Annotated in this window: 20 protein-coding genes and 1 riboswitch; of the genes, 12 read left to right on the forward strand and 8 right to left on the reverse strand. The window is 68.9% G+C overall.

Translation table 11 applies throughout. From position 1 onward, the window contains the following. The first annotated feature begins 189 nt into the window (after positions 1–189). The 8 genes from FBZ90_RS11060 (at position 190) to FBZ90_RS11095 (ending at position 8,495) form a co-directional block, all read left to right on the forward strand. Positions 190–1,521, forward strand: a complete 1,332-nt coding sequence (locus FBZ90_RS11060) for a Xaa-Pro dipeptidase (protein WP_246130318.1) — start codon at positions 190–192, stop codon at positions 1,519–1,521. Between the two features lie 173 nt (positions 1,522–1,694). Continuing rightward, entirely contained in the window at positions 1,695–2,126 is a 432-nt protein-coding gene (locus FBZ90_RS11065; protein ID WP_145732067.1) for a protein tyrosine phosphatase family protein, read from the forward strand. A 63-nt stretch (positions 2,127–2,189) separates the two neighbouring features. Then, positions 2,190–2,498: a hypothetical protein gene (locus FBZ90_RS11070; protein WP_145732069.1), complete on the forward strand. Its 309-nt coding sequence runs from the start codon at positions 2,190–2,192 to the stop codon at positions 2,496–2,498. Positions 2,499–2,659: 161 nt separating this feature from the next. After that, the gene (locus tag FBZ90_RS11075; protein ID WP_145732072.1) at positions 2,660–3,874 is read left to right on the forward strand and encodes a molybdopterin-dependent oxidoreductase; all 1,215 of its coding nucleotides are present in this window, start codon (positions 2,660–2,662) and stop codon (positions 3,872–3,874) included. Positions 3,875–3,890: 16 nt separating this feature from the next. Continuing rightward, entirely contained in the window at positions 3,891–4,229 is a 339-nt protein-coding gene (locus FBZ90_RS11080) for a c-type cytochrome (RefSeq protein WP_145732074.1), read from the forward strand. Positions 4,230–4,316: 87 nt separating this feature from the next. Then, positions 4,317–5,645: a lysozyme inhibitor LprI family protein gene (locus tag FBZ90_RS11085; RefSeq protein ID WP_145732076.1), complete on the forward strand. Its 1,329-nt coding sequence runs from the start codon at positions 4,317–4,319 to the stop codon at positions 5,643–5,645. Positions 5,646–5,745: 100 nt separating this feature from the next. Next, positions 5,746–7,077, forward strand: a complete 1,332-nt coding sequence (locus FBZ90_RS11090) for a lysozyme inhibitor LprI family protein (RefSeq protein ID WP_186455741.1) — start codon at positions 5,746–5,748, stop codon at positions 7,075–7,077. Positions 7,078–7,130: 53 nt separating this feature from the next. After that, on the forward strand, positions 7,131–8,495 hold the full coding sequence (locus FBZ90_RS11095) for a lysozyme inhibitor LprI family protein (protein WP_186455742.1): 1,365 nt from the start codon (positions 7,131–7,133) through the stop codon (positions 8,493–8,495). 256 nt (positions 8,496–8,751) lie between these two features. On the opposite strand, the gene FBZ90_RS11100 is transcribed toward FBZ90_RS11095, so the two are convergent. Next, the gene (locus FBZ90_RS11100) at positions 8,752–9,444 is read right to left on the reverse strand and encodes a hypothetical protein (protein WP_145732081.1); all 693 of its coding nucleotides are present in this window, start codon (positions 9,442–9,444) and stop codon (positions 8,752–8,754) included. Between the two features lie 7 nt (positions 9,445–9,451). After that, positions 9,452–10,165, reverse strand: coding sequence for a hypothetical protein (locus FBZ90_RS11105; protein WP_145732083.1), 714 nt, complete (start codon positions 10,163–10,165; stop codon positions 9,452–9,454). Between the two features lie 176 nt (positions 10,166–10,341). Next, positions 10,342–10,452, forward strand: a riboswitch (TPP riboswitch). 173 nt (positions 10,453–10,625) lie between these two features. On the opposite strand from FBZ90_RS11105, the gene thiC reads away from it, so the two are divergent. After that, positions 10,626–12,479 (forward strand): phosphomethylpyrimidine synthase ThiC, encoded by a 1,854-nt coding sequence (thiC, locus tag FBZ90_RS11110; protein ID WP_246130324.1) that lies wholly within the window; start codon positions 10,626–10,628, stop codon positions 12,477–12,479. Between the two features lie 43 nt (positions 12,480–12,522). Here thiC and FBZ90_RS11115 read toward each other — a convergent pair whose 3' ends face one another. Next, complete coding sequence (locus FBZ90_RS11115) at positions 12,523–13,188, reverse strand: TetR/AcrR family transcriptional regulator (RefSeq protein ID WP_145732085.1); 666 nt, start codon at positions 13,186–13,188, stop codon at positions 12,523–12,525. 86 nt (positions 13,189–13,274) lie between these two features. Here FBZ90_RS11115 and FBZ90_RS11120 point away from each other — a divergent pair, with 86 nt between their 5' ends. Beyond that, a complete protein-coding gene (locus tag FBZ90_RS11120) occupies positions 13,275–14,414 on the forward strand; it encodes an FAD-dependent oxidoreductase (protein WP_211101995.1) in 1,140 nt (379 codons plus the stop codon). Here FBZ90_RS11120 and FBZ90_RS11125 read toward each other — a convergent pair. From FBZ90_RS11125 to FBZ90_RS11135, 3 genes are read right to left on the reverse strand one after another with little or no spacing between them, the layout of a single operon-like run. Next, positions 14,400–15,548 (reverse strand): glycoside hydrolase family 99-like domain-containing protein, encoded by a 1,149-nt coding sequence (locus FBZ90_RS11125; protein WP_145732087.1) that lies wholly within the window; start codon positions 15,546–15,548, stop codon positions 14,400–14,402. The genes FBZ90_RS11120 and FBZ90_RS11125 overlap by 15 nt on opposite strands. Next, entirely contained in the window at positions 15,545–17,044 is a 1,500-nt protein-coding gene (locus FBZ90_RS11130; RefSeq protein WP_145732089.1) for a glycosyltransferase family 9 protein, read from the reverse strand. The genes FBZ90_RS11125 and FBZ90_RS11130 overlap by 4 nt, the downstream gene beginning before the upstream one ends. A gap of 16 nt (positions 17,045–17,060) precedes the next feature. Next, positions 17,061–18,575, reverse strand: coding sequence for a glycosyltransferase family 9 protein (locus FBZ90_RS11135; RefSeq protein WP_145732091.1), 1,515 nt, complete (start codon positions 18,573–18,575; stop codon positions 17,061–17,063). Between the two features lie 196 nt (positions 18,576–18,771). Between FBZ90_RS11135 and FBZ90_RS11140 the strand changes: the two genes are divergently transcribed. After that, complete coding sequence (locus FBZ90_RS11140) at positions 18,772–20,694, forward strand: tetratricopeptide repeat protein (RefSeq protein WP_186455743.1); 1,923 nt, start codon at positions 18,772–18,774, stop codon at positions 20,692–20,694. A 25-nt stretch (positions 20,695–20,719) separates the two neighbouring features. Here the strand turns inward: FBZ90_RS11140 and FBZ90_RS11145 are convergent, their stop codons facing one another. Next, positions 20,720–21,226 (reverse strand): TIGR00645 family protein, encoded by a 507-nt coding sequence (locus FBZ90_RS11145; RefSeq protein ID WP_145732096.1) that lies wholly within the window; start codon positions 21,224–21,226, stop codon positions 20,720–20,722. 140 nt (positions 21,227–21,366) lie between these two features. Further along, positions 21,367–22,140 carry an EF-hand domain-containing protein gene (locus FBZ90_RS11150; protein WP_145732098.1) on the reverse strand — a complete coding sequence of 258 codons (774 nt, stop codon included), beginning with the start codon at positions 22,138–22,140 and terminating at the stop codon, positions 21,367–21,369. Positions 22,141–22,553: 413 nt separating this feature from the next. Here FBZ90_RS11150 and FBZ90_RS11155 point away from each other — a divergent pair, with 413 nt between their 5' ends. Beyond that, positions 22,554–23,507 carry an MlaA family lipoprotein gene (locus FBZ90_RS11155; RefSeq protein WP_246130326.1) on the forward strand — a complete coding sequence of 318 codons (954 nt, stop codon included), beginning with the start codon at positions 22,554–22,556 and terminating at the stop codon, positions 23,505–23,507. The last annotated feature ends 65 nt before the right edge of the window (positions 23,508–23,572 follow it).

A 23,572-nucleotide genomic window follows, 5' to 3' on the forward strand; every position in this document is an offset into this window, starting at 1 on the left:
GCCGCTTCCTGACATTTTTTTAATGTCATGACGGAATTTTAATCTTGGGCCGGACGGAGGGCGCGGACGGCCCGATTGTCACCCCACCCGATTGTCACCCCAATTGTCACGTTGACGGCCCGGGGACGGAACGGCACCTTTCGCCGCAACGAATATCCAAAATCCGAATCGACAGGGGTTCTCCGCATCATGTCCGACCGCACGACCGTTCCGAAGTCCGCCCGGCCGAAGCCCGCCCGGCGCCTGATGGCCGGCCTGGGCGCCTTGGCCCTGGGCCTGCTGGCCGCCGCCGGCGCCGCCCAGGCGGAGGCGGTGCTGGTGACGGCGGATCACATGGTGGACGTGCTGTCGGGCAAGGTGGTGGACCGGCCGGCCGTGCTGATCGTCGATGGCCGTATCGCGGCGGTGGGCACGCAGGGCGCGGTGACGGCCCCGGCCGACGCGCGCACGGTGGCGCTGCCCGGCCTGACCCTGCTGCCGGGCCTGATCGACATGCACACCCACCTGACCATCCAGCCCACCTGGAACGGGTATGAATCGCTGGGGGTGAGCACGGCCGACAAGGCCATCGCCGGCGTGGCCAACGCCAGGCTGACACTGATGGCCGGCTTCACCGCCGTGCGCAACGTGGGCGCCGACGGCTTCACCGACGTGGCCCTGCGCAACGCCATCGACAGCGGCCTGGTGCCTGGTCCGCGCATGAAGGTGTCCGGCCCCCTGCTGGGCGCCACCGGCGGCCACTGCGACGAGAACCTGCTGCCGGCCGACTATGGCCGCGTGGGAGAGGGGGTGGCCGACGGCCCCTGGGCCATGGTGCAGAAGGTGCGCTGGGTCAAGAAGTTCGGCGCCGACCTGGTGAAGGTCTGCGCCACCGGCGGCGTGCTGTCCAAGGGCGACAGCCCCGGCGCCCAGCAACTGACGCAGGAGGAGCTGGACGCCATCGCCAAGGAGGCCCACGCCCTGGGCATGAGGGTGGCCGCCCACGCCCACGGGACCGAAGGCATCAAGGCCTCCATCCGCGCCGGCATCGACACCATCGAGCACGCCAGCCTGATCGACGACGAGGGCATCGAGATGGCCAAGAAGCGCGGCACCTGGCTGGGCATGGACATCTACGATGACGACTACATCCTGGCGGAGGGCGCCAAAGCCGGCATGCTGCCCGAGAGCCTGGAGAAGGAGCGCAAGATCGGCCGCGTGCAGCGCGAGAACTTCGCCAAGGCGGTCAAGGCCGGCGTCAAGATGATCTTCAGCACCGATGCCGGCGTCTATCCCCATGGCGACAACGGCAAACAGTTCGCCAAGATGGTGCAGTGGGGCATGACGCCGCTGGAGGCCATCCGCGCCGCCACCCGCAACGCGGCGGAGGCCATGGGCACCACCCAGGACATCGGCGCCGTGGCCGTGGGCCGATATGGTGACCTGGTGGCGGTGAAGGGCGACCCGCTGGCCGACGTGACCCTGCTGGAACACATTCCCGTCGTCATCAAGGGCGGCGAGGTGGTGAAAGACCAGCGCTGAGGGGCCTTCAGTTCCCTCAGGCGGCGGGCGCCAGCTTGTGAAACCCGGGCCGGCGGTCGCCGGCCTTGTCGCTCGAGAGCCCATTGACGTAAGCAGATACTGGAACCGGGCGGGGGAATGGGGGTAGCTTCACCCCGACCTTTCCGCCCGTTCCCAAGACCGGAGCCGCCCCCATGCTGACCCCCCGCCCCCTGACCGACAACCTCAGCGTCGCCCCGCAGATCGAGGAGGCGGATATCGCCCAGGCCAAGGCGTTGGGCTTCCGCACCATCATCAACAACCGCCCCGACGGCGAAGAACCGGGCCAGCTGACCTCCACCCGCGCCGCCGAGTTGGCCAAAGAGGCCGGCCTGGACTATGTCTACCTGCCGGTCAACAACATGAACCTGGGCCCGCAGACGGCCGCCGCCTTCACCGAGGCCCTGGCCAAGCTGCCGGGCCCCGTGCTGGCCCACTGCCGGTCCGGCACGCGCAGCACCATCCTGTGGTCGCTGGGCGCCGCCGCCAGCGGCACCCCGGTGAACGAGATCATCACGGCCGCCGGCCGCCAGGGCTATGACCTGAGCCCCTATGCCCACGCCCTGGAAAACCTGGCGCGCGGCTGAGGGCGCGCGGCTGAGCGTGATTCCCTCCGCCGACTCATCGTCAACATTGATCAATCTATCGACATGACCCGCCGCATCACCCTGGCCCTGGCCGCCCTGCTGGCCGCCGCCCCCGTCATCGCCACCGCCCTGCCGGCGGCGGCGCAAAGCCCCTCCTGTACCCGGCCCGATCGCCCCAAGCTGCCCCCAGGCAAGAAGACCAAAGGGCCGGAGATGGAGGCGGCGGAAAAGAAGGTGGCTGACTACACCACCAAGATGACCGCCTATCTGAAGTGCCTGGACAAGGCCAAGACCGACGCCATGACCGAGCACAAGGGCGTGATCGAGGAATGGAACGGCGTCATCGACGCCTACAAGAAGAACCCCGGCTGACGAACCGCCTCGGTCCACAGCAGATTGCTCTGTTGAACCGAACGGTACAACGCAAATTGAGCGTTAGATAGATCGGTTGTTCTCCGTCTCAATGGAGGCAGTATCCAGGCCGGCACCGATGGTTCCGGCAATGGCGCCACCCAATTGAGGAGGTCGGGACCATGGGCCACGGCTATCGGTTCCCCATGATCGGCAGACGGGGATTCATCGCGGGCGCGGCGGCCCTTGGGGCGCTGCCGGCCTCCGGGGGTGCGCTGGGCGCCCTGGCCCATGAGACGGATGACACCGTCTTCACCTCCGCCTTCCCGCAAAAGGGGCGGATGATCCTGCAGCGGACCCGCCCGCCCCTGCTGGAAACGCCGTTCGAGGTGTTCGACCAGGGCGTCTTCACCCCCAACGACCGGTTCTTCGTGCGCTGGCACTGGGCGGGCATTCCCGAGCAGGTGGATGTGGCCAGCTTCACGCTGACGGTGCACGGCCATGTGGACCGCCCCCTGACCCTGGGGCTGGCTGAACTGCTGGCCATGCCGCGCATCGAATACGCGGCGGTCAACCAATGCTCCGGCAATTCGCGCAGCCTGTTCACCCCCCGCGTCGCCGGGGCGCAATGGCGGCATGGGGCCATGGGCAACGCCCGCTGGGTGGGCGTGCCGCTGAAGGCCGTGCTGGACCGGGCCGGCGTCAAGGCCGGCGCCGTGGCCATCCGCGCCCGGGGGTTGGATGAGCCGGTGGTGCCCGACGCCCCCGCCTTCGCCAAGTCCCTGGCCATCGACCACGCCCGGGATGGCGAGGTCATGATCGCCTTCCAGATGAACGGCGAACAATTGCCCCTGCTGAACGGCTTCCCCCTACGGCTGGTGGTGCCGGGCTGGTATTCCACCTACTGGGTCAAGATGCTGTGCGATATCGAGGTGCTGGCCAGCACCGACGACCAGTACTGGACCAAGGTCGCCTACCGCATCCCGGACACGCCGCACGCGTCGGTGACGCCGGGGGAAACGGGCTACGCCCAGGTTCCCATCAACCGCATGGTGCCGCGTTCCTTCATCACCAATCTGGTGGACGGCGCTCGGGTGGCGGCGGGCAAGCCCCTGGCCCTGCGCGGCCTGGCCTTCGGCGGTGACCAGGGGGTGGCGGCGGTGGAGGTGTCGGCCGATGGCGGCGCCACCTGGCGCCGGGCGAACCTGGACCGTGACCAGGGGCGCTACAGCTTCCGCCAATGGCACCTCACCGCCGCCGGCCCGGCCACGGGCCCGGTGCGGCTGATGGTCCGCTGCACCAACACCGCCGGGGAGGCCCAACCCCTGGAGGCCAACTGGAACCCCAACGGCTTCATGCGCAACGTGGTCGAGACGACCACGTTGACGGCCGCCTGACGGAGGAGGTCGCACCATGACCCGCGCCTGGATTCTTCTGGCCATCGCCGCCGCCGGCCTTGCCACGCCCGCCCTCGCCGTATCCGACGTCACGACGGTCACGGGGGCCGGCGGCGTCACCCTGCGGTCCGTGACCGTGGACCTACCGGAATCGGACCGGGAGTTTCCCGGCGCCGACGCGGCGGCCATCAACAACAACTGCCTGACCTGCCATTCGGCGGGCATGGTGTTGAGGCAGCCCCCCTTCCCACGGGAAAAGTGGGCGGAAATCGTCAACAAGATGATCCAGACCTACAAGGCGCCCATCGACGCCGCCGACGTGCCGGCCATCGTCGACTATCTGGCGAAGCGGTAGGACGGCCAAGCCAACGATCCTGTGGCAATCGCGGGCGTTATGCCTGATCTTGTCGACCCCGCCGACGACGCAGGTTAACCCCGTCCCGTGATCCGACACCGTGTTCTGCCCGCCATTGCCGCCGCCCTCCTGCTGGCGCCGCCAGCCTTGTCGGCCACCCCCTGCGCCACGGCGGGCAAGCCCACGGACCGCATGATCTGCGCCAACCCGGCGCTGCGGGCCGAGGATGCGGAGATCGCGCGCCTGTACCGGCTGGCGGTGGCCAAGGCGGGGGCGCACGCGGCGGCCGTGATCGCCGAGCAGGCGCGCTGGCTGGCGACGCGCGACCGGCTGTGCGGCGACCTGACCCCGGCGGATGACGAACGGGCGCGCACCTGCCTGGCCCGCGCCCTACCCTTGCGCCGCGCCGCACTGGCGGTGCGGGCGGCCAAACCGGACCAGCCCTTCTGCGAGCGCGCCGCCGCCACCCTGGCCGACGCGCGCGGGCTGGATGGCGGCCCGCCCGTGGGCGACCTGGATGAGCAGTTGATCGGCGCCGGCCTGCTGACCCCGGCGCCAGAGCAGGAACTGACCCAGGCGTGGCGCGACCGGCTGCCGCCGGAGGCGACGCAGGACGCCGGCGACCAGATGGCCGTGGTGCCCTTCGGCCGCGCCCATGTGGCGGTGACGGCGCTGGACGATGCCGCGTCCTGCACCAGCTTCAGCGTCCATTGGCTGGACACCGCCGGCAATGGTGGCCCCGCCCTGCCGCCGCCCGAGGCGCGCCCGGCGGACAAGCCGGCCTATTGCTGGTCGGAAAGCGCCGGCTTCGGCCTGGACGCCGCCGGCGTCCCGGTTTTCTTCGCCCAGGATTCCGGGCCCAGCCGCCCCAGGGCCCGCCCCACCCGGGCCGAGGTTCGCATCCACCAAGTGCACCGCGACCGCTGGGGCGCGGCCTGCCGCATCGAGGCGACCTACCAGACCGAATTCCGCCTGGGCGACGGCCGCTGCGCCGCCGACGCCGCGACCTGCAAGGCGCTGACCGAGGCGGCACCGCGCTGGGCCACCGCCCTGGCCGCCAGCCCCTGGTCCATCGGCGCCGACCATCCGCCGGGCCGCCCCGACTATCCCGCCCTGGACGGCCTGGCCCCCTACACCGGCCCCTTCGTCCCCGCCTTCCTGACCATTCCGCGCGTGAAGGGCTGGACCTACACCGGCCTGCCCAATTTCGAGGAGGAGGCGCCGCCGCTGGCGTGGCACAGCCCCGGCGGCCCCCTGGTCCTGCGCCTGTCCCCCGGCATGCTGAACTGGCGCCCCGGCCCCATGATTCTGGGCGCCTGGCGGCGGGAGGGTGGGACACTGGTTCCGGTGGCCGCCTACACCATCAACCAAGTGCGGGTGGGGGTGCCGGCGGTGACGATGGCGCCCCGGCCCTGACATCCGCCACCAACATCCTATGGCGTTCCTGGCGGGGATGCTTAATTCTGGCGACACCCTCCACCGCCGGTTGCCTGCCACTATGAGTCGCCTGCCTTTCTTGAGCACCACCGCCCTGTTCCTCTCCGGCCTCGCGCAGGCGGCGGCCGGCCCCAGCTTTGACTGCGCGGCGGCGGCCAACGCCACGGAGAAGGCCATCTGTGCGGATCCGAAGCTGGCGGCGCTGGATAGTGACATCGCCACCCTCTACAAGGAGGCCATGGCCAAGGCCGGGCCGTCAGCCGACTCCCTGAAGGTCGAGCAGCGGCGCTGGCTGCAGGGCCGCGACGGCTTGTTCCCGGTCCCGGGGAAAGCGCGCGACAAGGCGCCGTCGGATGGCGCCTCCATGAAACTTTTGGCCGATCGCCTAGCCTTTCGGCGAGCGGCGCTGATGGTATTGAAAGATCAGGTCAAGCCCTTGCCGCTGTGCCAGCGCGCGGCCGAAACTCTACGGGTGCTGCGCGGATCCGATGGCGAACCCGCCCGTGGCGGACCCAAGGACTTGCTGTTCCAATCAGGTCTCTTTTCGCAATCCGCGCCGGGCACTTCCCTGGCGCCGGCCTTGGCCGAGCAACTGACCAAGGCGGCAAGCGACATTCAGGACAGTACCAACCGAGATGTGGATGACCTTCCCATCATAGTCAGCGACCGCTACGCCCTGGTTAAAGTCCCTGTTTCCGGGGCGTCTTGGCAGTCGTGCTGGAACTTCGTGGCCTTCCAGCTGGGCAGCGACGGAAAGTTCCAGGCCCTACCGAATCCGGACGGAATGGACGACGGCTTCTGCGGCGACGATGTCGGCTTCGACATGATGGACACCGTCGGCACCCCCAGCAGCCGGCCTGCCTTGATCACGTGGGCGCCCGGCACCGTCAGCATCCGCGAAACGAACGGGGCGCAGTGGAACGACGCCTGCGACATCGACGTGTCATACGAACAGCGATATGTGGTCACCGTCGGTACCTGTGAAGCCGACGAGACGACCTGCCAGGCCTTCAAGTCCCGCCTCGCCGAATGGGCACACATCCGTGGCGGACCGGAACCCGACCTCAAGGGTCCAGGCACGGGTTACCGGTATCCGGAACTGGGGGACAAGCCTATTGATGAAGGCGGCCCAGACCTTCTGAAGGCATTCCCAGCCCTGAAGGACTGGACCAACACGGAAGAAGAGGGGGGCGCTAATTGGCTCTGGCATGGCCCCAGGGAAGAGTTGAGGGTGGATGTCAGCCCACTGGTGGGCCCCCATGAGCAAGAACTGGACAACATCCTGGTCGGCGCCTGGCGGCAACGGGATGGGCAATGGGTGCCTGCCGCCGCCTTCATCATGAGCCCTCAGGCTATCGGCGCGCCCATGGTGAAGGCCACCGTGACCCTATCAAAGGCCACCAAGCGTTAGGCTTAGCCGATACCCTTCCCGACACCGCTTCAACCATCTGGATCGCCTGCCCCGTGTCCTATCTTCGCCGTTCGCTCGCCATCCTTCCCCTGTTGCTGTGCGCCAGTGGCGCTCAGGCCCAAGCCACCATTGGACCCAGCTTCAACTGCGCCGACGCCAAGACGGTGACGGAGAAAGCCATCTGCGCCGACCCGACGCTGGCGGCACTGGATGCCAATATCGCGCAGCTCTACAAGCAGGCGCTAGCCAAGGCCGGCCCGGATGCGGGTGCCGTCCGGGCGGAGCAGCGCCGCTGGCTGGCCTACCGCGACCAGAGCTGCGACAAGACCTCCAATCCGCCCTTGCCAGAAGACTGGGTGCGCAAGGAAACACAGGACTGCCTGGGGAAGACCCTGCCCTTCCGCAGAGCCGCCCTATCCGTTCTGGCGGACGGCACGCCCTTCGCCCCTTTTTGCCAGCGGGTAGCCGCCACCCTGGGCGCTGCGCGCATGCCCGATGGTGCCCCGCCGGGGGACAACCTGAGCGACCAGGCGATCAAGGCCGGCCTGGTGCATGCCACCACCGACAACCAGGAGCTGACCCCCGTCTGGAACCGCCGCCTGGCCCCATACCTGAACAAGATCACCAGCGGCCAGATCGACCTACACCGCTTCGGCACGCCCCCCGCCTACATGGTACTGTCGACCGTGGGTGGTTCCATGAGTTGCCAGGACTTCGATTGGTTCAAGCTGAACGGTCCGGACGCCGTGGCGCCCCTGCCCCCACCGGAACAGGCCTACGAAAGCAGCTATTGTCTGAACGCCGGGGCCTTATCCACCAGTGCCACGGCGGGCGAGATCAGCACGGGCGCCACAGGCACCGCCGCCTTCATCGTGAGTGAGAACCAAATCACCGCCGCCACCTTGCGCACCCGCAGCCTGGTAAACGGCGCCTGGACCGACAGTTGCGAGGTGGCAGCCGAGTACAGAACAACCTATGAGGTAACCGAGGGCGGATGCGCGGCCGACACCGCCCTATGCGCTGCCCTGAAGGGCCAGCTGGCCGGCTGGGCCGCGATGGTGGAGAAGAGCGGCTGGAGCAAAGACGCCAGCAAACAAGGGGCACATAAAACCTTCCCCGCCCTGCCTGGCGTTGTCGCCGGTGGCCTGCCGCCGACGGGAACCCTGGAACTTGTGCCGGACATGGCGCAAGCCAGTTGGCCGCTGTTCGTCACCGAAGCCCCGCTGCTCACATGGCAAGGCCCCGGCGAGCCCCTTACCCTGCGCCTCTCCCATGCTACCTTGGGTTGGCGGGAGGATACGACCTACATCTTGGGTGCCTGGCGCAGTGTAGGTGACACGCTGAAGCCCGTCGCCGGCTACGTCATCGCCCTGAAGCGCACAGGCGCGCCTGCGGTTAAGGTCACGCCGCAGCCCTGACCGCGTGGCCGGGACCATCATTCCCCCACCGCCCCATTTTCCCACCCATTGACACCCGTGCCCCAGGGCGCGCTCAGTGCGGCCTTCGTTCCAGGGGTACGCCGAAGGGTGCTGAGATTCGCGGAGAGACGCGGGGACCCTTTGAACCTGATCCCGATCGTACCGGCATAGGGATGGGGAAAGGCCGCGACCGCAGCGCCCAATCTCTCCTCCCCATTGTCGTTGCCCCTGACCTTTTGTCCGCTCATGGTTCCGATCAACGGCCGCCGTTGGCGTAATACAGCTTCGGCAGGTGCGGGTCGTTGGTGACCCAAGGCTGGGCGACCATACGGTCGGCCAGCCCGGTCTTGGCGAGGAACTGCCGCGCCTCCTGTTCATTGCTGGCGCGGTTCAGGGTCATTGCCTCGACCTTGGGGCCATCGCCGGAAGGCGTGATGACGAAGGTCCCGATGTAACTGACCTCTCCCCCGCGCACCCGGAATAGCGGCGTGTCCTTACTGATCTGCCCCGCGCTTGGGAAGTTGACCTGCCCCATGGACGCGGAGCCGACCGTTGAAATCGAAGAGAAATGGATCAGCGGGTACATCTCATTGAATCGGGACACGACGCCCAGGGCATAGGTTCCCGGCGGCAGCCGCATCAACACATAGCGGACGCCGGGCTGGCAGGGATGAAAGACGCCGCCACAGCTTACCATTGTGCTGATGGGCGATCCCAGGCTTGCGCCAAACCCGAAACCGGCACTAATCGGAAAGAAGGTCAACCGCTCCTGCAGACCACCGGACAAGCCGTCGTTTTCCGTGCCGATCCCCGCGACCACGGCACCCTCCAGCCCTTCCAGCGGCAAGGCCTTTCCCGGTTCCATAAGGCCGTAGCGCGGCGCCGGCGCGCAGGCGCCCACCAGCGCCACCGCCAAGCTGAGCAGAACGTATAAGCGCATGGTCGCCACCCCCCTCTCAATAAAGGCCCTTGGTCGTCCGGGCGACCTTCTCGTCCGAGAGACCGCCCCAGATCGGCGCCCGAATGAGGGCGCGCGCCGAGACGTCGGGGGATGCCAGCAATTCAGCCACCGCGCTGTTGTCCGCCGCCATCCAATACCGCATCTCATAGGGCTGCGCGAAATCCATGACCATGCTGCCGATATAAGTCACCTTGCCCTCCTCCACCGTGAAGGTTGGGGTATCCCCATTGGCGAAGCTTTCCTTGGAATACTCCCGACCCACCACCGCCTTATTGGGCGTGTAGATCACCTTGATCCACGGATACGTGGCCATTTCGAAGAAATTGATGCTTCTGTCCGAATCACTGTTGACGCCGAAGGCGGCAACGCCAGCGATGGCATAGCGACCCGGCGGTAACAGGAAGACGCGGACTCCGCCGGTGCTCCGGCAAACCTGTTCATCGAAGATCGAGCATAGGAACTGCGCCTCATAATGCTCGCTGCCCAAGAACTCCTTGCCTCCCTGGGGCGGCAACAGGGGGGCGAAGTGCATCAGGACTTCACCGCTACGACTGTTGCCCAACGCCATGCCGAAGTTTTGCGCCGTCAGCCCCAGGACAACGGCGCCCGTGCCTGGCTTGAGGGAGGGCACATCCTTATACGGACGAAGCGTCGTATGGTCCGGCCGTGCGGCACACGCCGCCAGAACGACCAACAAAAGAATGGACAAAACCCTATTCATTATCAGGCGCCCCATATTCCCCATGCGCGCACACTGTCATGCCCCTTGGGCGATTGCATTACTCATTTCGCAGGACTGCAAGCACCACAGCAGCCCCAACCATTCCCCCACCGCCCCATTTTCCCACCCATTGACACCCGTGCCCCAGGGCGCGCACAGTGCGGCCTTCGTTCCAGGGGTGCGCCGGAGGGCGCTGAGATCTGCGGAGAGACGCGGGGACCCTTTGAACCTGATCCGGATCGTACCGGCGTAGGGATGGGAACAGGGGCCTTCGCGTATCTGCCCGCCAATAGGGACCACACGCGCATCCGCCCTGTAGGCCGCGAACCGCAAGCGGCCGTCTTCCTCCCTCCCCATCGTCGTTGCCCCGGGTTGGCGACATGTGACGTGCCGGACGCATCAACGGCCAGAGAGCCAAGGGCGCCGGACTACGGAGGAGCACGACCCTATGCCCGATACCCTGACCCCGGCCGCGATTCCGGGAAGCGACGGCTTCGCCGTCACCACCGGGCCCCTGCCCGCCTCCCGCAAGGTCCACATCCCGGGCACCCTGCACCCCGACCTGCGCGTGGCCATGCGCGAGATCGACCTGAGCCCCAGCGCCAATGAGCCGCCGGTGCGCGTCTATGACCCGTCCGGCCCCTATACCGACCCGGCCGTGACCACCGACATCCGCCTGGGCCTGGCGGAGCTGCGCCGCCCCTGGGTTGAGGCCCGGGGCGATGTGGAGCGCTATGACGGCCGCGCCATCAAGGCGGTGGACAACGGCCTGAAGGAGGGCGAGAGCAGCCCCGTGCCGGTGTTCGACCGCGGCGGCCGCCTGCCCCTGCGCGCCAAGGAAAGAAAGGCCGTCACCCAGCTGGCCTACGCCCGCGCCGGCATCGTGACGCCGGAGATGGAATACGTCGCCATCCGCGAGAACCTGGGCCGCCAGGCGTTGAAGGAGCAGTTGGAGCGTGACGGCGAGAGCTTCGGGGCATCCATCCCGGACTTCGTGACGCCGGAATTCGTGCGGGATGAGATCGCGCGCGGCCGCGCCATCATCCCCAACAACATCAACCACCCGGAATCGGAGCCGATGGCCATCGGCCGCAACTTCCTGGTCAAGATCAACGCCAACATCGGCAATTCCGCCGTCACCTCATCGGTGGCGGAAGAGGTGGACAAGCTGGTGTGGTCCATCCGCTGGGGTGCGGACACGGTCATGGACCTGTCCACCGGCCGCAACATCCACACCATCCGCGAATGGATCATCCGCAACAGCCCCGTGCCCATCGGCACCGTGCCCATCTACCAGGCGCTGGAGAAGGTGAACGGCAAGGCCGAGGACCTGACGTGGGAGGTGTTCCGCGACACCCTGATCGAGCAGTGCGAGCAGGGCGTGGACTATTTCACCATCCATGCCGGCGTGCGCCTGGCCCACATTCCGCTGACGGCCAAGCGCGTCACCGGCATCGTCTCGCGCGGCGGGTCCATCATGGCCAAGTGGTGCCTGGCGCATCACAAGGAGAATTTCCTCTACACCCGCTTTGAGGAAATCTGCGAGATCATGAAGGCCTATGACGTGGCCTTCTCCCTGGGTGACGGCCTGCGGCCCGGCAGCATCGCCGATGCCAACGACGCCGCCCAGTTCGCCGAGCTGAAGACCCTGGGCGAGCTGACGCAGATCGCCTGGAAGCACGACGTGCAGGTGATGATCGAGGGCCCGGGCCATGTGCCCATGCACAAGATCAAGGAGAACATGGACCTGCAGCTGAAGTGGTGCGGCGAGGCGCCGTTCTACACGCTGGGGCCGCTCACCACCGACATCGCGCCGGGCTATGACCACATCACCAGCGCCATCGGTGCGGCGCAGATCGGCTGGTTCGGCACCGCCATGCTCTGCTACGTCACGCCCAAGGAGCATCTGGGCCTGCCCGACCGCGACGACGTGAAGGTGGGTGTCGTCACCTACAAGATCGCGGCGCACGCGGCGGACCTGGCCAAGGGACACCCCGCCGCCCGCCTACGCGACGACGCGCTCAGCCGCGCCCGGTTCGAGTTCCGCTGGCGCGACCAGTTCAACCTGTCGCTGGACCCGGAAACGGCGGAGAAGTTCCACGACCAGACCTTGCCCGCCGACGGCGCCAAGCTGGCGCACTTCTGCAGCATGTGCGGGCCGAAGTTCTGCTCCATGAAAATCAGCCAGGAGGTGCGCGACCTGGCCGGCGTGGAGGGAAGCTTCGTGGAAGCCGAGAAGGGCATGGCCGAGATGTCGGAGGCCTTCCTGGCCCAGGGCGCTGAGATTTATCACACGCCCTGAGGTTCCTTCGGTCCCCGCCGGTTTCATGCCGGCGGGGCCGCCCCTATAGTACCGTTCCGATCCCCGCCAGGATGAGGTCGACACCGGCCAGGAATTGGTCACGGTCATCGTGCGCCGCCAACTGCGGCGCCACCTGACGCAGGAAGGGGTATTCGGCCGCATCCAGCCGCGACCACCCCCCGGCGATGTCGGCCAGCGCCGCCGATCGATCCGTCCCCGGCGCCTGCAGACGGGCATTGGCCGCGTTCTGCCCGGCGGCGCCGAAGATATAGGTCACCAGCGTCGACCAGGCGTTGAACCGGGCCCCTTCCGGCACGCCGAGCTGCCACAACCGCGCGCCAATGGCCTCAAAAACCCGCAGCATCGCCGGCTGCCACGGCGCACGGGAAAACTGGGCGCCCACCCAAGGGTGCGCGTCAATGGTATCGAACATGCCCAGGGCGATGGTCCGGATCGCGTCACGCGGGTCCGCCCCGCCGGCCTCAATCGCGGACATGGCCCGCGTGACGACATGGTCGGTCGCCGCCGCCAGCAACTCCCCCTTATCGGCGACGTGCCAGTAAATCGCACCGCTGCCCGTCGCCAGGCGGCTGGCCAGGGCCCGGAAGGTGAGGCCCCCTTCCCCCTCCGCATCCAGGAGGAGGATGGCCGCCGCCACGATCTTTTCCTTGGAAAGCGCATCCGCGCGCCGCTCGGTCCGCTTGGTCATGGTTCCAGCTTGACATTCATGGAACGTCGTTCCAATTGATATTTATGGAACGTCGTTCCATTCAAGTGCCCTCCCCTGAAGGAAGCATGATGACGCCATCCGTCACCATCGTCGGCGCCGGCCTGGGCGGCCTGGTCCTCGCCCGCGCCCTGCACCTCAACGGCATCCCCGCGATCGTCTATGAGGCGGAGGCGTCGGCCGGCGCCCGCACCCAGGGCGGCATGCTGGACATCCATGAACGGGATGGGCAGATGGCGCTGAAGGCCGCCGGCCTGTTCGACCAATTCCGCGCCCTGATCCACCTGGGCGGGGAAGCGTCACGGGTGTTGGACCCGCAGTGCCGGGTGCTGTTGGACCAGCCGGACGACGGCACGGGCGGCCGGCCCGAGGTGCTGCGGGGGGAACTGCGGCGCATCCTGCTGGACGGCCTGCCGGCGGGAACCATCCGGTGGGGCCGGAAGCTGGCGAACGCCAAGGGCCTAGGCGACGGCCGGCACGCGCTGACCTTCACGGACGGGTCGACCGTGACCACCGATCTGCTGGTCGGGGCCGACGGCGCCTGGTCCAAGGTGCGGCCGCTGCTGTTGGACGCCACGCCCGCCTATGTCGGGGCCACCTTCATCGACACCTACCTGTTCGACGCCGACGCGCGATATCCGGCGACGGCCCAGGCGGTGGGCGGTGGTGGGATGTTCGCGCTGACGCCGGGCCGGGGCATCTTCGCCCACCGTGAGCCCGGCGGCACCTTGCACGCCTATATCGGCCTGAGGCGACCGGCCGAGTGGATCGCCGCCATCGACTTTGGCAACGCCGCCGCCGCCAAGGCCCGCATCGCCGCCGAGTTCGCAGGCTGGGCCCCGGCTCTCACGACGCTGATCACCCACAGCGACACCCCACCGGTCCCACGCCTGCTCCACACCTTGCCCAGCGATCACCGCTGGAACCGTGTGCCAGGCGTGACGCTCCTGGGTGACGCCGCCCACCTGGCTCCACCAGCCGGGGAAGGCGCCAACCTGGCCATGCTGGACGGCGCGGAACTGGCGCAGGCCATCGTGGCAAACCCGGGCGATGTCGAGGCGGCCCTGGCCACCTATGAGGCCGCCCTGTTCCCGCGCAGCCACGCAGCGGCGGCCGGCGCACACCACATCCTGGACCTCTGCCTGGGCGACAGCGCCCCCTTCGGCTTGCTCGACTTCTTCACCGGCGCTTTTTCACGCGGAGAGTGACAGTTCATCCTCAATTTGACGGCACAGCGCCGCGATGGCGTCGTAATCCACCCCGGGTGACCGGCCGGGGGTGGGCTCGCCCACGCGGGTCAGGGCGACATAGCCGCCCTGGCGGATGCCGTTGGCGGTCTCATCCAGCACGGTGCTGCCGAACTGGGTGGTGGGTTCGATCTGGCTGCGCTGGCGCCAATGGTTCCAGCTGTCGATGAAGACCAGCCGCTCGTCCTCCGGGAAATGCTGGGCCACATAGGTCAGGGCCCCGGCCAGGAAGCGGCGGTACAGGGTGGGGGACGTGCTGGCCAGCAGGGTGGCGCCGCCCTGGGGATGGTCGGGCCAGTCGGCATAGTCCAGCACCACGCGGGGCAAGACCTTGCCGCGGGAGGGCCGGTCCACCATGCGGCTGTTCACGAAATGGGCATAGGTCATGATGGTGTCGTCGAACATGCCGCCATCGGCCTGCCCCGCCTCCGCCTGCAAGAACGTGTAGCCGTTCAGCAGCTCCGCCGGCTTGCAGGAGCGCCACTGCGCCGGGCCGGGGTCCAGCAGGGCGTCGAAGCCGGCGTCCAGCAGCCCGCCGCGCGCCTCCGCCGCCGTGGCGACCAGATAAAGGCCGCGCAGGCCAGCGGCATCGGCCGCCTGGCGCAGCAAGGCCACCGTGCCCGCAGGATCGGGCAGGCGGTAGGGTTCATTCACCACCAGAACCTGGCGCCCATCGGCCAGCAGCGTGCTGAACCCCGTGATGGCCGCCATGAGGGCGGCGACGTCCGCCGCCGTCGCCGGGCCCGCCGGCGGGGTCCAACGGAAGGCCAGGCCGAAATCGTCGTCGCACCAGGCATCCAGGCACTCCGCGCCGGTCAGGTACTGGTCGCCGACACGGTGGCAGTCCAGGACGAAGCCGCCGATGCCCGTGGCGCGCGCCACCGCCACCACCCGGCCGGCGCTGGCGGCATCAGCCAGGTCATAGCGGCCCAGCGCCTTGCCCGGCTGCAACAGGGGGCTGTGGTGGCGGCGGGCGGGATAGGCGTCGAGGGCCCGCGCCCAGGGGTCGCCGCCGCCGCAGGCCTGACCCAGGGGGCCGGACTGGAAACGGGCGTCGAAGAAGGCCAGGACGAGCAAGCTCAGGGGCGGGATCATGCCGCGTCTCCTCTTTGCAGAACGGCGCCGCCGTACGCCTCCGCCGCCACCTCCAGGATGGCCGCGACCAGGTCGGCGGGTGGGGGATGATTGTGGCACTCCGGCCCCTCATCCAGGGGGCAGGCCTTGTAGCCGCCGCAGGGGCCACAGGGCAGCGCCGGCGGCGGAACACGATAGCCCAAGCGTCTGGGCGCGTCGGAATTGCCGGGGAAGGTGGGACCGAACACCGCCACCGTGGGATGGCCCAGCACCTGGCTGGCGAAATGCAGGGGGAAACTGTCGACGCTGAGGACGACGTGATGGTCGCGGATCAGGGCGGCCAATCGGTCGGTGCTGCCCGCCGTGGCCGGGGTGGCGCCCGCCGCCACCAGATCCGCCGGCGCGTCCAGCACGGTGACGGCACAGCCCAGCCGCGCCAACGCCTGGACCAGCACCCGGGCGGGACGCGCCGGATAGGCCTTCAACGGCCAGCCGCCCGACAGCTGCATCAGCACACGCAAGGGGGCCGGGGGCCGGGCGCAACGGCTGTGCCCCAGGGGAAGCCGGGCCGCCGCCGCCCAGCCATACAGCGTGTCATCCAGGGTCGCCACCGGGTCGCCCAGGGCGAAGCGCGCCTGGTCCAGCAGGTTGAAGGGCGTCCGGGAATAGGATTTGGAGAAGCGGCAATAGACCATGAAGGTGCCGGCCCGCACCTGGGGATCGATACGCGCCAGGCTGTCCAGGTAATAGCGCCCATCCGAGACGTTGCCCGTGCGGCTGACGGGCGGGATGTCCAGCACGATGGGGTCCAGCCGGTTGCCGCAGTCCCGGAAGATGTCCAGGTAGGTGCGGCACACCACCTGGGCGCGGAAGGCCAGGCGCTCCGGCGGCACTAGGCGCGACGCCAGGCTGAAGAACAGCACATCGCCGGCATGGCCCGGATGATGGGCGGCGAAGGGCAGGTCGCGCCAATCCGCCCGCGACCGGATCAGCCGTACGGCGTCGGCGCACTGCGCCTGCCAGGCCGCCAGATTGTCGCCCAGGATATAGCCCTGCGCGGTGATCTTCGGCAGGGGCGCCAGGGGCTTCAGCGGCGTCTGACGCCGGGGGACGATCTGCCCCGTCAGTTGCGACAGCAGTTGCGCGTCCGTCGCCGCCCGGTTGGCGGAAAGCAGGCAGAGGAAGCGGCCCAGCCCCTGGTCGAACAGGGCGCGCGGCAGGACGTAGGCGACGGGGAAGGTTTCGGCATCCGTCAGCACCGCCGGGCAGCGCAGCGTGTCGCCCCCTTGCAGCAGGTCGGCCAGCCGGGCCCCGCGTGAGGCCAGCAGGGGGTTGCTGACCACCACCGCGTCGGCCCCAGGCACGCGCGCGAGGGTGCGGCGCGCCACCTCCCACACATAACGGCCGGGGGGTGAGGTCGCGCTGTCCAGCAATTCCTCCGGCGACAGCGGGCCCATGGAGAAGCGGAAGTCGAAGGCCTCCAGTCGTCCACCGGTGATCGCGATACCGCCCAGCATCGGTCCCCTCCCCCGTCTACGCGGCGTCGCCCAGGCCCGGCGCCACGCCGGTCCCGGCGCCGTAAACTTCCGCTGCCACGTCCAGGATGGCGGCCACCAGCTGCGCGGGGCGCGGCTGGTTGGTGCATTCCCGGATCATCAGCACGGGGCAATAGTCCAGACAGCCGCAGGGGCCACAGGGCAAGGCGGGTGCGGGCAGGCGATAGCCGGCGCGCCGGGGCGCGTCGGAATTGCCGGGCGCCGTGCAGCCGAAGATGGCCACCGTGGGATGGCCCAGAACCTGGCTGGCGAAATGCAGGGGGAAACTGTCGACGCTGAGGAAGACGTGATGGTCGGCCAGCAGGGCTTTCAGCGCCACCGTGCTGCCGGCCGTGACGACCGTTGCGCCATCGGCGGCGGCGTCGGGCAGGTCGATGACCGTCACGGCGCAGCCCAAATCGGTCAGGGCGCGGATCAGCACGCGGCGCTCCTTGGCCGGATAGGTCTTGAGGTCCCACCCGCCAGTCAGTTGCATCAGCACCTTCAGCGGCGCGCCCGGCGCCAAAGGGGCCGCCTGACTGGCGGCGGTATGATGGGGGAGCGGGGGCGGGCGCCCATAAAGCGTATCGGCAAAGGTGGCCACCGGGTCGCCCAGGCTGAACCGCGCATGGTCGATCAGGTTGAAAGGCGACTTGGCGTAGGCCTTGGAATAGCGGGAGAAGACGATGAAGGTCTCCTCCGCCACGCCGGGCGGCAGGTGGGCCAGGCTGTCGATGAAATACTGCCCATCGCCCACGTCGGTGTTGCGGGGGGCCGGCGGGATGTCCAGCACGATGGGCGCCAGCCGGTTGCCGCAATCGTGGAAGATGTCCAGGTAGGCGCGGCACACCACCTGGCTTTGAAAGGCCAGGTGCTCATCCCCGACCAGGCGGGAGGCCAGGCTGAAGAACAGCACGTCGCCGGCGTGGCCGGGATGGTGGGCGGCGAACGGCAGGTCCCGCCAATCGTCGCGCTTGCGCATCAGGGTGACGGCGTTGACGCACTGGACCAGCCAGGCCTCCAGGTTGTCGCCCAGGACATAGCCCTGGGGCGTGCTTTCCGGCAGGGTGCCGATGGCGCGCAGAGGGGTGGGCCGCCGGGGCACGAAGCCGCCCCCCGTCAGGCGCGACAGCAATTGGGCATCGGCGGCGGAGCGGCTGACCGACAGCAGGCAGAGGAAGCGCCCCAACCCCTCCTCCAGCAGCCGGCGCGGCAGGATGTAGGCGATGGGGAAGGTACCCTCGTCCGTCAGCACCGCCGGGCAGGGCAAGGGCCCGCCGGCCAGCGCCAGCTTGACCAACCGGCTGCCGCGAATGGGCAGGATGGGGTTGGCGACCACCACGGCATCGGCGTCCGGGCAGGCAGCCAGGGTGCGGCGCGCCACCTCCCACACATATCGCCCCGGCGGGGTGGTGGCGCTGTCCAGGATGTCGTTGGGGGTGAGCACGCCGCTGGAGAAGCGGAAGTCGAAGGACTCCACCCCGGCTCCGGAGATCGCCAGACTGCTCAGCATCGCCGCCCCCACCACTGCCGCCCAACCGGAGCACCGCCCCGGCCCCGCCGGCGAAAATAGATTCAATTTTAGCTACACGGATGAGGACGCCAAAGCTGGCGCGGTATTTCCGCAAGGGGTAGGCGCCGCCCGGCCGGTGGTGGCGAACCCCCTTTCCCGCCACACTGCAGGCATCGGGGGAATTGGGGGCAGCGACATGACGGCGGTATCCAAGGAACGGTTGATGGTATCGCCGGAGCTGGCGGCCCTGTTCGGGCAGGCGCAGCATCATGACCGCGCCGGGCGCCTGGATGAGGCGGAACGGCTATGCCGGGTCATCCTGCGTCGCTTGCCCAATGAAACAGCCGTGCTGCACCTGCTGGGCGTCATCCTCTGCCGAACCGGACGGCTGGTGGAGGGGGCAGAGATGCTGTCCGGCGTGGCGGCGGCCCAGCCGGGCAACGTCGCGGCGCTGCGCGCCCTGGGTGACGCCTTCCATGCCCTGGGGCACCTGGCCGACAGCGTCATCGCCTATCAGCGCATCCTGTTCCTGCAGCCGGGCGACGCCGACGCCCACCTGCGCCTGGGCCTGTCGCGCCAGGGCATGGGCGAGCTGGCCGGAGCCATCGCCGCCTTCCGCATGGCGGCGGCGCTGGCCCCCGGCAACGCCGATATCCGCGTCACGCTGGGCATGGCCCTGGAGGCGGCGGGCGACAAGGCCGCCGCCCTGGCGGCCTATGCCGACGCCATCCGCCGCGACGCCGACAACGCCGCGGCCTTCCTGGGCCTCGGCAACGTCCTGACCGACCAGGCGCGGCGGGCGGAGGCCAAGGCCGCCTATGGCCGCGCCCTGCATCTGCATCCCGAGTGGCCGGACGCCCTGACCAACCTGGGCCTGGTCCTGCAGGCGGAGGGGCAGCTTGAGCAGGCGTTGGCCCTGCACCGGCGGGCCGCGGCGCTTGCGCCCGACGCCGCCAACGTCCATGTCAATCTGGGCACAGCGCTGCAACTGGCGGGACAGGGCGCAGCGGCGGTGGAGAGCTACCGCCGGGCCGTCGCCCTGGCCCCGGCGGACGCGACCTATCTGTCCAACCTGGGACAGGCCCTGGCGGAGCAGGGAAAGATCGACGAGGCGTTGGCCGTTCATGCACGGGCCGCCGACCTGGCGCCGGACAATGGCGTGGTACGCTTCAACCAGGCGCTGGCCTGGCTGCTGGCCGGCGACGACACCCGGGGCTGGCCCGCCTATGGCTGGCGCTGGCGCGGCGGGGTGGAGGATCTGGTCGACCGGGGATTCACCGTGCCGGAATGGCAGGGGGAGGATCTCACAGGCCGCACCCTGCTGGTGCATGCCGAGCAGGGGCTGGGCGACACCCTGCAGTTCGCCCGCTTCCTGGCGCGCCTGCCGGCCGGTGACGCCAAGGCCGGACGCGTGGTGCTGGAGGTACAGCCGCCGCTGCTGGCCCTGCTGCGCAGCGGCCTGACGGGAGTGTCGGTGATGGAGGTGACGGCGCGGGGGCGGCCCCTGCCCGCCTTCGACATGCATGTGCCGCTGATGAGCCTGCCGGCGGTCTTGGGGGTGCGAACGGCCGAGGACCTGACCGCACCGGCGCCCTACCTGGCGGCGGACCCCGACCGGGTGCGCGCCTGGCGCGGCAGGGTGACCGCTGGGACGCTCAACGTCGGCCTGGCGTGGTCGGGGAACCCGGCGCACCGGGCCGACCGGCTGCGCAGCATCCCTCTCGCCGACCTGGCCAGCCCCTTGGCCGCCATGTCCGACATGGCGCTCTGGCCCGTGCAGACGGATCGGCGGCAGGGGGATGAGGAAACGCTGGCGGCGCTGGGCATGGCCGACATCGCGCTGGACGGCTTTACCGACACGGCGGCGCTGCTGGCGGCGCTGGACCTGGTGATCACGGTCGATACGGCGGTGGCCCATCTGGCGGGGGCGCTGGGCCGGCCGGTGTGGCTGCTGCTGCCGTTCGCGCCCGACTGGCGCTGGCGCCTGGATAGCCAGGACACCCCCTGGTATCCCGCCACCCGCCTGTTCCGTCAGGAGAGGCAGGGCGACTGGGCGCCCGTCATCCAGCAGGTGGTGACGGCACTCCGGACGCGGCACGCGGAAGGGCGGGCAGCGTGAGGGGCATGCCGCGCCCCTCCCCCTCTCAATGCTCCAGCTTGTGGGCCTTGGCCGTCAGATAGTCCATCAGGGCCAGCAGCACGCCGGACATCACGAAGACCACATGGATGAGGGTCGACCACATCAGGTCGCGGTCGCTGTAGTCGCCGACGCTCATGAAAGCGCGCAGCAACTGGATGCCGGAGATGGCGACGATGGAGGCGATGAGGCGCAGCTTCAGGCCGCCGAAGTCGACCTCGCCCATCCATTCCAGGCGGTCGGCGTGGCTGGCGACGCTGATCTTGGAAACGAAGTTCTCATAGCCGGCGAAGATCACCATCAGCGCCAGGTTGGCGATCAGCGACAGGTCGATCAGCGACAGCAGGCCCAGGATGATCTCATGCGAGGTGGCGGTGAGCAGGTGGTTGACCAGCAGCCACAGCTCATGGACGAAGCCGGCGAGCGGCAGCAGCAGGGCCACCACCAGGCCAATGTAAAGGGGGGCAAGCAGCCAGCGGCTGGCGAACAGCACGCTTTCGATCCACCGGTCCATGAGCATCCTTCCGAGGGGCTGACCACCCAGGGGCGCACGGGTAGCGGCCAGGGGCGTGATGGGGCAAAGCCTTGTCGGAAGGGACCTTAACCGATTCCGGCGGCCGATTTCGACCGCCTTCATCGGCTGACGCGGGACGGTCACATACCGCCGGGACCGCCGCCCATGCCGCCACCCCCCATGCCGCCACCGCCGTGACGGCCACCGCCCATGCCACCGCCGCCCATGCCGCCGCCGGGGCCACCCCGGCCGCCGCCGCCTGGCTCCTGCACCGTCAGGTCGACCTTCTCGATCTCCTCCAGCGTCAACTGGCCATCGTGGTTGGCATCGATGACCTCGAACAGGGCCTGGGCATAGGCGCGGAACTCTTCCCGGGTCACCCGGAAATCCAGGTTGGTGTCGGCGGCCATGATGGGGTCGACCCCGCCCCGGCCACCCCCCATGCCGCCGCCCCTGCCACCAGGGGCCCCCATGCCGCCTGGGCCGCCCTCGGGCGGCGTTCCATCCGGGCCTGCGCCTTGCGGATTGCCGTCAGGTCCGCCACCAAGCCCGCCCCGCGGCGGCCGGCCGTCCTGGCCCATCATGGCCATGCGGTCGGCCTGGCGCACCTTCTCCAGTTCGGTCACGTTCAGGGCGCCGTCGCCGTTCAGGTCGTAATGGGCGAACACCGCGTCGGCCTCCGCCTGGAATTCCTCACGCGACAGCTTGCCATCCTGGTTGCTGTCCACGCGGATGAACCAGGCGCGCAAGGCCACCTTGGCCGCATCCTCCGACGGGGTGCGACCCAAGGTCTGCCCCAGCGGCGTGGTGACGTTGTAGAAGGTCTTATGGCTGGAGCACGCCGCCGTCAGCGCCAGGACGCCGAGCAGAGCCGGACGAAGGAGGTGATGGCGCGGCGCGGGATGGCGATGCATCGAGTGTCCCTTTATGTTGCGCGAAGCGCGCGGTCTCAACGGTGCGGCGTGGTGGCTCTTTCCGCCCGGCACAGCCGCGTAATCGGCTCTTTTACGCCCCCTGGCCGCGCAAACTGTCGCAGCCTGGGCCGTGAAACCCACCGGCGCCCAGCATGGTTGGCGCTGCCCCGTTGGTAAACAACACTTTTACAACGCCCCCCAAATGACAAAGCCGCCATGCGCAAGCGGCAACGGGGCCGCAAATTTTCCCATTTGGGCCTGGCCGGCGCCCCGTTATGGTTGAGTTTGGACGGCATGACAGGTTCTGGCCGTTCCATCCGTATGGAGCATGGGCCCGCGTGCCCAGGCCAGACGGCATCCCACCCCCGGCCGGTTCCGGCCTTTCCTATCCCGTTGCTGGAGGCATCCCCCCGATGCTGCGTCCCGGTTCCACCACTGCTCCGTCCACCCCTCTGATCGCCCCGTTGGCCGCCCCCCGGACCGCGCGGCCCCGCCGGCCGGGCCTGAAGGCCGCCGCCCTGGCGGGCCTGCTGGCGCTGCCCCTGCTGCTGCCGGCCACCAGCCGCGCGCAGGAAACGACGGCGGCGGACGCCAGCCAGCCCACCGCGCCGGCGGCCGATGCCGGCGGCGGCGAGACCCGCACGGAGGTGGCCGAGGCCAAGACGGCCGAGGCGCGCGCCGCCATCGCCGCCGCGCAGGAGGAGGACGCCAACGACCCGCTGGAGGGGATGAACCGCGCCATCTTCTGGTTCAACGAGGGCGTGGACACGGTGCTGCTGCGCCCCGCCGCCAAGGTCTACCGCACCGTGGTGCCGGACTTCGCGCAGACGGGCATCCGCAACGTGCTGTGGAACCTGCGCTCCCCCCTGACGCTGGCCAACAAGCTGCTGCAAGGCGACTGGGACGGCGCCAGCGTCGCGACCGAACGCTTCCTGATCAACTCGACCATCGGGCTGGGCGGGCTGATCGACGTGGCGGGCGATCACGGGCTGACCTACGAGTATGAGAGCTTCGACCAGACCCTGGCCGTCTGGGGCGTGCCCGAGGGCTTCTACCTGGTGTTGCCGTTCCTGGGGTCCAGCACCCTGCGCGACGCCGTCGGCTTCGGTGTCGAGGCCTATGGCGACCCGGTGTCGCGGTACCTGAGCAACACCCATGACGACTGGGCCAGCTACACCCGCGCCGGTGTGTACGCGGTCGACCTGCGCGCGCAGTACCTGGACGTCCTGGACGACATGAAGCGCAACAGCGTGGACTATTACGCCACCATGCGGTCCCTGTACCGCCAGCGGCAGAACAACTACATCCGCAACGGCAAGGTGGATCCGGACCAGTTCCCGTCCATCCCGGATTACGACAGCAAGTAAGCCGGCCCCTGGGCGCCGTCATTCTCCTCGCAAGACCCGGTTCGCACCGCGAACCGGGTCTTGTG

The sequence above is a fragment of the Nitrospirillum pindoramense genome, assembly GCF_007827955.1.
Taxonomy (GTDB): domain Bacteria; phylum Pseudomonadota; class Alphaproteobacteria; order Azospirillales; family Azospirillaceae; genus Nitrospirillum; species Nitrospirillum amazonense_B.